Raw genomic sequence first — 10,455 nt, forward strand, 5'->3', positions numbered from 1 at the left:
CCACCCACGGGTTCGCCACCGCCCATCGGGGTCATCACCCCTGCACGCACGAGGAGGAGGGGGACGGCATGAGGCTGGGCATCGGCATCGGCTGGCGGCCGGAGATCGCGGAGGCCGTCGCGACACTGCCGGGGATCGACTGGGTGGAGGCGGTCGCGGAGAACATCTGCGCCGATCATCTGCCCGAGGGGCTGCTGCGGCTCAGGGAGCGCGGTGTCACGGTCGTCCCGCACGGTGTCTCGCTGGGCCTCGGCGGGGCCGAGCGGCCCGATGCCGGCCGGCTCGCGGATCTCGCGGCCCGTGCCGAACTGCTCGCCGCGCCCCTGGTCACCGAGCACATCGCGTTCGTACGCGCGGGCGGGCCGCGCACGGCCGCTCCGGGCATGGAGGCGGGGCACCTGCTGCCGGTGCCCCGCACGTGGGACGCGTTGGACGTGCTGTGCGAGAACGTGCGGATCGCCCAGGACTCGCTGCCGGTGCCGTTGGCGCTGGAGAACATCGCGGCCCTGATCTCCTGGCCGGACGAGGAGCTGACGGAGGGGCAGTTCCTGGCGGAGCTGGTCGAGCGCACCGGGGTCCGGCTGCTCGTCGATGTCGCCAACCTGCACACCAACCACGTCAATCGCGGGGAGGACCCCGCCACCGCGCTCGACGAGCTGCCGGTGGAGGCCATCGCGTACGTGCATGTGGCGGGCGGGGTCGAGAAGGACGGTGTCTGGCACGACACCCACGCCCATCCGGTGACGCGGCCGGTGCTCGACGTCCTCGCCGAACTGCGTTCCCGGGTGGACCCGCCCGGTGTGCTTCTGGAGCGGGACGACGACTTCCCGCCCGCCGAGGAGCTCGCCGGTGAGCTGGACGTGATCCGCGCCACGCTGGGCCGTACCGCCGCCCCGGGCGTCGACGCGTCGGCGCCCGCACCCGCGCAGCAGACCCCGACGCCTGTCGCCACACTCCCCGCAGCCCGGCGCCCGCCCGCCTCCGCGCCGTCGGAGCCCGTGCGCGACCGGGTCGCGACGGCGCAGACGGCGCTGCTGTCCGCACTCGTCGCGGGCGCCCCGGCCCCTCCGGGTTTCGACGAGCGGCGGCTCGGCGTCCAGAGCCGCGCCCTGGCCGTCAAGCGGGCCGGGGTGGTCGCCAAGGTGGCGCCGGAGCTGCCGGAGATCCTGGGAGCCGCCGCGTTCCGGGAGTCCTTCCTCGCCCATGCGGCCGCCCGCCCCATGTCCGGTGGGTACCGGCGGGACGCGCTGGATTTCGCGGAGGCGCTGCTGATCGCGGGCCGGCCCGCCGACGACGCGGCCCGGCGTCGGCTGACGCACTGGTGGCAGGACCGGGCCGGGGCACGTCCGCCGCGCCGCACCACGCTGCTGGTCCGCGCCGCCCGCGCGGCCCTCCTGGGAAGGTGACCGGCGCAATGAGCACCATGAATGCGGTCGCGGTGGTGGTGAACCTCGGAGTCGCCGTCTCCTCGGTGCTGCTGGTGGTGGGAATCGTGCGCGCCCGGTCCGGCTCCGGAGGCCCCGCGCACGACCTCTACGAGGTCGCGTTCCTGAACGCCGGTCCGGGCAGGGTCGTCGACACCGCGCTGACCGCCATGGCATCCGACGGGCGGGTCGTCGTCGGCGGCCCCGGCATCGTCGCCGTCGCCCGCCCGGACGCCCACGACCCGGTGGAACGCGCGGTGGTCCAGGAGCACGCGGCGGCCCTCAGCGGTGCGCTGCACACCCTCCGGGGCGCCGTGATGCGGCACCCCGCGGTGCAGGAGATCGGTGACGGGCTGGCCGCCAGGGGGCTGCTGGCCCCGCCCGCCGCGGACCGCATGTGGCGCCGGTGGGGCCTGGTGCAGGGGGCGGGCTGCCTGCTCGGGATCCCGGCCGCCGGTGTGCTGACGGCCCTTCAGTACATGGCCGACGACGCACCCGGCGCTGCCGACTCCCTGCCGTTCGTCGTCAAGGTCCTGCCCGCCCTGGTCATCGGTTTCCCGCTCGGCTTCGTCTGCGCCGCCGTCTCCCGGAGCCGGGTCACCCGGGCGGGGCGCCGGGCGGCCGGGGCGTACCGCAGGGAGCATGCGCACGATCGACGGCCGGCGCACCTGGTCGCGACGCTCGGGACACCCGCCCTGCCCGACCCGGCACTGCGGGCGCACCTTGCCGCGGCGGCCCGCATGCGGGTGGGCGGGGCCGCGCCCCGTCCGGTTCCGCATCCGTCCGCGGACCCGTCCGGCATGGTGGTCGCCCCGGTGGTGTGGTGTGCCGGTGCGGGGCCCGGTCCCGGCAGTTCCTCCGGCGGCGGGGGCGGCTGCGGTGCGGGGTCCGGCTGCGGCTCGGGGCCGAGCGGGTCCGGCTGCTCGGGGGGCTCCAGCTGTTCGGGGGGCTCCAGTTGTTCGGGGGGCTCCAGTTGTTCGAGCGGCGGGTCGAGCTGTGGTGGCGGGTCGAGTTGCGGCGGCGGTTCCTGAGCGACGCGGCCCGCCGCGCACCGCACCGGGCCCGATGCGGGAACGCCCCGACCACGGTCGGGGCACCGCGCCCGGGAGGCGGATACGGCGCTGGGCCCGGCCTCCGAGGGGGCCGGGCCCAGCGTGCTCCCGCAGGGACACGCCCGCACCCGGCGGGGTGGGGCGGGGACCGACGGGGCGGGGCGATTCGCTCGCCCCGCGGGTCCCGGGGTCGCCGCAGGCGAAACCTGCGGCGGACCCGAAACCGGGCCCGGTGTCGCTGGAACGACGGACGGCGCAGGACGCGCCGACGCCCGCCTTCTGACCTTCCGGGCCGGGGTGGTCGGAGCCCGCTCGCTACGCGAGCCCGGCCACCAGGTCTGCGACCGACTTCCTGCGCCCGGTGAAGAACGGAACCTCCTCGCGGACGTGCATCCGCGCCTCGGAGGCCCGCAGGTGGCGCATCAGGTCGACGATGCGATGCAGTTCGTCCGCCTCGAAGGCGAGGACCCACTCGTAGTCGCCGAGCGAGAACGAGGCGACGGTGTTGGCCCGGACGTCGGGGTAGCCGCGGGCCATCTTGCCGTGGTCCGCGAGCATCCGGCGACGGTCCTCGTCCGGCAGCAGGTACCAGTCGTAGGAGCGCACGAAGGGGTAGACGCTGATGTAGTTGCGCGGCGTCTCGTCGGCCAGGAAGGCCGGGATGTGCGACTTGTTGAACTCGGCGGGACGGTGCAGCGCCATGTTCGACCAGACCGGCTCCAGCGCCCGGCCCAACTTCGTGCGCCGGAAGAGGTTGTACGCCTCCTGGAGCTCGTCCGCGGTCTCGGCGTGCCACCAGATCATGATGTCGGCGTCGGCCCGCAGACCGGAGACGTCGTAGGTGCCGCGGACGGTGATGTCCTTCGCCGCGAGCTGGTCGAACAGTTCCTGGACCTCGTCGGCGTAACCGGCACGGTCGGCGGGCAGGACGTCGCGCAGCTTGAAGACGGACCACAGCGTGTAGCGAATGACCTCGTTGAGGTCCTTGGCCTTCTTGCCTGCGTTGGGGATCTTCTCGGTCGCACTCATACGGCTATTGTCCCGCCTCGCTCCCCGTGCCCTGAACCAGGGTCGACGTGGCGATGATCTCTTCCCCCGGACCGTCCCCGTCGGCCCCCGCGAGGTCGTGCAGGATCTCGTCGACGGCACGGTGGGCGCTCGCCACACAGGCCGGGATACCGACCCCGTCGTACACCGCTCCGCAGACCCGCAGGGCGGGCAGCTTGGCGACCTCGTCGCGGATCCGGGCGACCCGCGACAGGTGGCCCACGGGGTACTGGGGCAGCCCGCCGATCCACCGGGTGACCTCGGTGTCCACGGGCTTCGCGGCAAGTCCGGTCGCCGTCGCGAGGTCGCGCAGCGACACGTCGACGAGTTCGCCGTCCTCGCGGTGCAGGTGGTCCTCCTCGCCGTAGCGGCCGACGGAGGTGCGCAGGAGGAAGAGGTCGGGGGCGGCGTCGGCGACCCAGCTCCACTTGTGGCTGGAGAAGGTGGACGCCTTGATCGTCCGGCCGTCCACCGGGGGGACCAGGAAGCCGGAGCGTTGGGCGAGGGCGGCGGTGGCGGCCACGTCGGAACGCCGGAACGCCATGGTGACCAGCGCCATCGACGCGTACTCGACACCGGCGAGCTCGGTGGAGGCGGCCGGGGACTCGGCGGCGAGCAGGGTGGAGGCGGACCAGGCGGGGGTGGCCAGCACGATGCCGTCGGCGGTGATCGTACGGGCGTCGGTCCGGACGTCCCAGCCGGTGGCGGTACGGGTCAGGCCGAGGACGGGGGTGGCGGTGAGGATCTCCCCGCCGGCCGTGCGCACCGCGTCGGCGACTGCCTCGGGCAGGGTGCCGATGCCGCCGACGAGGCCCTGGAAGACCGGACCGGTCTCCTGCCGTGCGGCGGCCCGCTCCTGGATGCGCCGGACGCCGTCGAGCAGCGAGCCGCCCTCGCGGGCCACCTCGAACAGCTGCGGCACGGCGGCACGCATCGAGATCCGGTAGGCGTCGCCCGCGTACACGCCGCCGAGCAGCGGCTCCACGAGCCGGTCGACCACCTCGCGGCCCAGCCGGTCGGCGACGTACGCCCCCACCGCCACGTCGTCGCCGACCGCCGTCGGGGTCAGGTCCCGCTCCTGCGCGATGCGGGCGAGGCCCTCCGGGGAGATCACGTCGCCGAGCGCCGCGGGGTCGCCCGGCACACCCATCACGTGGCCCTTGGGCATCGGCCGCAGGGCGTCACGCGTCCACACCGAGGCGGAGGCGGTGGCGGGCGGCTGGAGGCGGTCGCCGAGCCCGACGGCCCGTGCCAGGCCCACCGCCTCCGGGCGCCTGGCGAGCATCGACTCGGCACCGAGGTCGACCCGGGTGCCCGCGATCTCACCGGTCATGAGCTTGCCGCCGAGCCGGTCGGTGGCCTCCAGGAGGGTGACCCGCAGGCCCGCCCCGAGCAGCCGGTGGGCTGCGGCGAGACCGGCGATGCCGCCGCCGATGACGACGACGTGCCCCGTACCTGTGTCCGCGCGGTTGTCTGAACGCTGCATGCCCCCACTCTCTCAAACCCCTTCCGAGTCCTGAACGTGACCGCTTCGAAACCGGTACCGGGCAACCCGGTTCCCGGGCCCGCGCGTCAAACCGGCAACGTCAACCGCCGTCCTCGGGGGAGCAGTTCATGCAGACAACCGGAAACCCGCACTGCCGCGTCCGGCACCGTTCGCGCACCGTCCTGGCCGCCGGGCTGCTGGCCGGGCTCCTCGCGCTGAGCGGCTGCGGCGCCGGGGGCGCGGGCGGGACGAGCTCCGCCGACAGGGAGAGGGCGGCGGCCCCGGCACGGGAACGGGGCGGCCCGGACATCGCGGCCGGGAAGGTCGCGGACGGGGCCGGCGGCGCATCGGCGGGCCGGACACATTCCTCCGGGCTGCCCGCCGGAACCCACGTCGTCCGTACCGCCGCTCTCTCCGTGGAGGTGGCGGACGTGCCGGCCGCCGCCGCGACGGCCCGTGCGGCAGCTGCGGACGCGGGCGGACTGGTGGCCGACGAGAACACCGAGCGGCCCGACGGGAAGCACGAGACGTCGCGCCTCGTGCTGCGCGTTCCGCAGGACGCGTACGAGACGGTCCTGAAGAACCTCACGGGCACCGGGAAGCTGTTGTCGCGCACCTCGTCCGCGAAGGACGTCACCGACCAGGTGGTCGACGTGGAGAGCCGGATCGCCTCCCAGCGGGCGAGCGTGGCGCGGGTGCGCAAGCTGATGGACCGGGCCGACGCGCTCTCCGACGTGGTCACCCTGGAGGGCGAGCTGAGCAGCCGTCAGGCGGCCTTGGAGTCGCTGCTCGCACAGCAGGCGTCGCTGAAGGACCGCACCACGCTGGCGACGATCGATCTGAAGCTCTCCGAGCCGGCGTCGGCGCCGGAGAAGAAGGACGACGAGGACGACGGTCCCGGGTTCCTGGACGCGCTCGGCGGCGGCTGGCACGCGTTCCTCACGGTGCTGCGCTGGGCCGCCGTCGTGGTGGGTGCCGCGGCCCCGTTCCTGGCCGCGGCCGCGCTGCTCCTGCTGCTGGGCCGGCTGCTGCGCGGCCGGGTGCGCTATCGCCGGGCGGCGCGGACACCCGAGGCGCCGTCCCGGCCCGTGCCGCCGTCGGCGTCGTAGCGTGGTCCCTTCGGACTCGGTGTCGGAGGGACGGGCATGGCGACGGAGCGACTGGTGGTCATCGGCGGCGACGCGGCGGGCATGTCCGCCGCGTCGCAGGCCCGCAGGCTCAAGGGACCGGACGAGTTGGACGTCGTCGCCTTCGAGCGGGGCCACTTCACCTCGTACTCCGCCTGCGGCATCCCGTACTGGGTCGGCGGCGACGTGACCGAGCGGGACGACCTGATCGCCCGTACGCCCGAGGAGCACCGGGCCCGCGGCATCGACCTGCGGCTGCGCACCGAGATCACGGAGATCGATGTCGCCGGACGCCGTGTGCGGGCCCTGGACCTGGGGACCGGCGAGACGTACTGGACGGGCTTCGACAAGCTGGTGATCGCGACGGGGGCCCGGCCGGTGCGCCCGCCCCTGCCGGGCATCGACGCGCCCGGGGTGCACGGGGTGCAGACGCTGGACGACGGCCAGGCACTGCTGGACTCGCTGGACCGGGTCGCGCCGGGGCGCCGCCGGGCGGTCGTCGTCGGCGCGGGCTACATCGGCGTCGAGATGGCCGAGGCGATGCTGAGGCGCGGTTTCGAGGTGACCGTGCTCAACCGGGGCGAACAGCCGATGGCGACGCTCGACCCCGACATGGGCCGGCTGGTCCACGAGGCGATGGACGGCCTGGGCATCACCACGGTCAACGGGGCCGAGGTGACCGCCGTCCGCACCGGGTCGGACGGCCGGGTCGAGTCGGTCGTCGCGGGCGGCAGCCGCTACCCGGCGGACGTGGTGGTGCTCGGCATCGGGGTGGAGCCGGAGACCACGCTGGCGCGCGCCGTCGGCCTGCCGCTGGGCCCGCACGGCGGCCTGCTCACCGACCTGTCGATGCGGGTCGTCGGGCACGAGGACATCTGGGCGGGCGGCGACTGCGTCGAGGTGCTCGACCTGGTGGCCGGCCGCACCCGGCACATCGCGCTGGGCACCCACGCCAACAAGCACGGGCAGGTCATCGGGGCCAATGTCGCGGGCGGCTACGGAACGTTCCCCGGGGTGGTGGGCACGGCGGTGAGCAAGGTGTGCGACCTGGAGATCGCCCGCACCGGTCTGCGCGAGAAGGACGCCCGCGCGGTCGGGCTGCGGTTCGTCACGGCGACGATCGAGTCGACGGGCCGGGCGGGCTACTACCCGGGGGCGCGGCCCATGACGGTGAAGATGCTCGCCGAGTACCGCACCGGGCGGCTGCTCGGCGTGCAGATCGTGGGCCGGGAGGGCGCTGCCAAGCGGGTTGACATCGCGGCCGTGGCGCTCACGGCCGGAATGACGGTGGACGCGATGACCGCCCTGGACCTCGGCTACGCCCCGCCGTTCTCGCCGGTCTGGGACCCGGTCCTGGTGGCGGCCCGCAGGACCGTGACGGCGGTGCGGAGGGCGGGCACCGCCTGAGAACCACCGGGGGTCCGGCGCGCCCGCCCGTGCCGCTCAGCGCGCGGTTTGCTCGTGCACGTGGGCGACGAGCCGGGTCAGGGCGTCCGGGTCCATCGACGGCATCACGCCGTGGCCCAGGTTGAAGATGTGGCCCTCCAGCCCGGCGGCGGCGTCCAGCACCTCCCTGGTCTTCTGCTCCACCGCCGCGGTCGGCGCGAACAGCACCGCGGGGTCGAGGTTGCCCTGGAGCGCCTTGCCGGGGCCGACCCGGCGCGCGGCCTCGTCGAGCGGGACACGCCAGTCGACGCCGACGACGTCCGCGCCCGCCTCGCCCATCAGACCGAGGAGTTCGCCGGTGCCGACGCCGAAGTGGATGCGCGGGACGCCGTACGGCGCGACGGCGTCGAAGACCTTCGCCGAGGCGGGGAGCACCGAACGCCGGTAGTCGGCCGGGGACAGGGCACCCACCCAGGAGTCGAAGAGCTGGACGGCCGAGGCACCCGCCTCGATCTGCACCTTGAGGAAGGCGCCGGTGATGTCGGCGAGCCGGTCGAGCAGGTCGGCCCAGAGCTCCGGGTCGCCGTACATCATGGCCTTGGTGTGCTCGTGGTTGCGGGACGGGCCGCCCTCCACCAGGTAGCTCGCCAGGGTGAACGGCGCTCCCGCGAAGCCGATGAGGGGGGTGGCGCCGAGTTCGGCGATGAGCAGGCCGACGGCCTCGGTGACGTAGGAGACGTCCTCGGGCGTGAGGTCGCGCAGCCGGGCCAGGTCGGCACGGGTGCGGATCGGGTCGGCGACGACCGGGCCGACGCCGGGCTTGATGTCGAGGTCGATCCCGATGGCCTTCAGGGGCACGACGATGTCGCTGAAGTAGATCGCGGCGTCGACCTTGTGGCGGCGCACCGGCTGCATGGTGATCTCGGCGACCAGCTCCGGCATCATGCAGGAGTCGAGCATCCCGATGCCCTCACGCACCTTCAGGTACTCCGGCAGCGAACGCCCCGCCTGCCGCATGAACCAGACCGGGGTGTGCGGCACGGGCTCGCGGCGGCACGCCTTCAGGAACGCCGACTCATGGGTGGCGGAGGTCTTCGTCTGCTGGCCCATGGGGCGATCGTTGGCACTCACACCCAGAATCTTCGCACGAAGCCGCAAGCGGCCGGGCCCGCCCGGGTGTCCCTCCCTGCGCGCGGCTCCGGTTCCGCCTACTCTTCCCCGCATGGCTCCGGCTCAGGAACAGTTCTCCGATCGACCCGATGGCGCTGACGGCAACGACAGCGCGGAGGGCGGTTCCGTCCCGCCCGCGTTCCGGTCGGCGGTGGAGGCGTTGCACTCGGCGCGGCTGCGCCCCGAGCTGGAGGTGGAGCCGACCCGGCCGCCCCAACGGCTCGCCCCGTACGCGTACGCGCTGGAGGCCGCGGTCGTGCAGCGCGAGGAGGATCTCGCCGACGGCCGCCTCGTGCTGCTCCACGACCCGGCCGGGCACGAGACCTGGCACGGGACTTTCCGCCTGGTCACGCTGGTGCGGGCCGAGCTGGAGCCGGAAATGGCCTCCGACCCGCTGCTGCCGGAGGTGTGCTGGTCGTGGCTGACCGGTGCGCTGGAGGCACGCGGGCTGCCCTACGGGGAGGCGGGCGGCACGGTGACCCGGGCGGGGTCGCACTACTTCGGTGCGCTGGGCGCACGGCGTCCGGCGACGCAGATCGAGATCCGGGCGTCATGGACGCCGCACGAGGTGCGGGGCGGGGTGCCGGACACGGCGGCCCACCTGATGGCGTGGGGCGATCTGCTGTGCCAGATCGCCGGCCTGCCGCCGTCGGGCCCGTCCGATGCCGCGGTGGTGACGCTCCCGCAGCGGCGCGACCCCCAGGTCCGCTGAAGCGCCCACCGGTACCCGCCACCCCTCCTTGCCAGTAACGCTGCGTCACATGCGACGCGGAATTACTGGCATTTTTTTCGTACAATCGATCGCGTATCCGATTTGCCCGAATTGTTACGCATGAAATCGCGATCTTCCTCTAAAGGAGGACGGGTCCGCTGCCGAAGAGGTCAATGACCCTTCAAGCACGGTTCGCCCCGGCTTCATCCCCGAGCCGGCCCGTCCCGCCACTTCCCAGGAGGCCTGGTGTCCGTTCTCCTAGAGCAGCCCGCAAGCCTGGTCGCCTACCGCCCGAACAAGCCGACGGCCATGGTCGTCGTGGCCGACCCGCGCGTCCGTTCCACCGTGACCCGTCATCTGTGGGCCCTCGGAGTACGTGACGTCATCGAGGCGTCGTCCATCGCGGAGGCCCGTCCCCGCGTCGGCAACCCGCGCGACATCTGCGTAGCCGACGTCCACCTGCCCGACGGTTCCGGGCTGACCCTCTTGTCCGAGACCCGAGCCGCCGGCTGGCCGAACGGCCTGGCCCTCTCCGCCGCCGACGACATCGGCGCGGTGCGCAACGCCCTCGCGGGCGGTGTGAAGGGCTATGTCGTCACCGGCACCCGAACCAATATCGGCCACCCCACCCGCCCCGGCGCCGCCCCGATCGGCGCCCATGCCGCCCGCATGCATCGTCGTCCCCCCGGCGCGCCGAGCCACCCGGGCGGCTACCGCGAACTGTCCGGCCGCGAGGTCGAGGTCCTCCGGCTGGTCGCCGAGGGCCAGTCCAACAAGGCCATCGGCGTCTCCATGGGCCTGTCCGCCCTGACCGTCAAGAGCCACCTCGCCCGGATCGCCCGCAAGCTCGGCACCGGCGACCGGGCCGGAATGGTCGCCGTCGCCCTGCGCACGGGCATCATCCACTGACCCCCCGACGCCGGACGGGTCCGCGCGGCCGCACGGACCGGCTGGTTTGCATGCATCGGCGCCCCGGCAAGGCACATTACCGCGAAGGGGGGCCCCCAAAAAAGGGGAACCAAGACAAGATACCGCCCCCCCACCGACCCCC

The 10,455-nt window shown here is 73.9% G+C and carries 9 protein-coding genes; 6 read left to right on the forward strand and 3 right to left on the reverse strand.

What is annotated here, in order from left to right; all coding sequences use genetic code 11:
* Positions 1–68 precede the first annotated feature (68 nt).
* Both ACFC79_RS26540 and ACFC79_RS26545 read left to right on the forward strand, forming a co-directional pair.
* Positions 69–1,406, forward strand: coding sequence for a DUF692 family multinuclear iron-containing protein (locus ACFC79_RS26540; RefSeq protein ID WP_376244628.1), 1,338 nt, complete (start codon positions 69–71; stop codon positions 1,404–1,406).
* A 17-nt stretch (positions 1,407–1,423) separates the two neighbouring features.
* The gene (locus tag ACFC79_RS26545; RefSeq protein WP_376244735.1) at positions 1,424–2,455 is read left to right on the forward strand and encodes a TIGR04222 domain-containing membrane protein; all 1,032 of its coding nucleotides are present in this window, start codon (positions 1,424–1,426) and stop codon (positions 2,453–2,455) included.
* Positions 2,456–2,791: 336 nt separating this feature from the next.
* Here ACFC79_RS26545 and hemQ read toward each other — a convergent pair whose 3' ends face one another.
* Positions 2,792–3,505 (reverse strand): hydrogen peroxide-dependent heme synthase, encoded by a 714-nt coding sequence (hemQ, locus tag ACFC79_RS26550; protein ID WP_376244631.1) that lies wholly within the window; start codon positions 3,503–3,505, stop codon positions 2,792–2,794.
* Positions 3,506–3,509: 4 nt separating this feature from the next.
* Positions 3,510–5,009 (reverse strand): protoporphyrinogen oxidase, encoded by a 1,500-nt coding sequence (gene hemG / locus ACFC79_RS26555; protein ID WP_376244634.1) that lies wholly within the window; start codon positions 5,007–5,009, stop codon positions 3,510–3,512.
* A 128-nt stretch (positions 5,010–5,137) separates the two neighbouring features.
* On the opposite strand from hemG, the gene ACFC79_RS26560 reads away from it, so the two are divergent.
* Complete coding sequence (locus ACFC79_RS26560) at positions 5,138–6,118, forward strand: DUF4349 domain-containing protein (RefSeq protein ID WP_376244637.1); 981 nt, start codon at positions 5,138–5,140, stop codon at positions 6,116–6,118.
* Between the two features lie 36 nt (positions 6,119–6,154).
* Positions 6,155–7,543 (forward strand): FAD-dependent oxidoreductase, encoded by a 1,389-nt coding sequence (locus ACFC79_RS26565; RefSeq protein WP_376244639.1) that lies wholly within the window; start codon positions 6,155–6,157, stop codon positions 7,541–7,543.
* Between the two features lie 36 nt (positions 7,544–7,579).
* Here the strand turns inward: ACFC79_RS26565 and hemE are convergent, their stop codons facing one another.
* Positions 7,580–8,653, reverse strand: coding sequence for a uroporphyrinogen decarboxylase (hemE, locus tag ACFC79_RS26570; protein ID WP_376244642.1), 1,074 nt, complete (start codon positions 8,651–8,653; stop codon positions 7,580–7,582).
* Positions 8,654–8,744: 91 nt separating this feature from the next.
* Here hemE and ACFC79_RS26575 point away from each other — a divergent pair, with 91 nt between their 5' ends.
* Complete coding sequence (locus tag ACFC79_RS26575; protein WP_376244645.1) at positions 8,745–9,404, forward strand: DUF3000 domain-containing protein; 660 nt, start codon at positions 8,745–8,747, stop codon at positions 9,402–9,404.
* A gap of 246 nt (positions 9,405–9,650) precedes the next feature.
* The gene (locus ACFC79_RS26580) at positions 9,651–10,313 is read left to right on the forward strand and encodes a response regulator transcription factor (RefSeq protein WP_365248316.1); all 663 of its coding nucleotides are present in this window, start codon (positions 9,651–9,653) and stop codon (positions 10,311–10,313) included.
* Positions 10,314–10,455 lie beyond the last annotated feature (142 nt).

This window comes from Streptomyces sp. NPDC056061, from assembly GCF_042266885.1.
GTDB lineage: Bacteria > Actinomycetota > Actinomycetes > Streptomycetales > Streptomycetaceae > Streptomyces.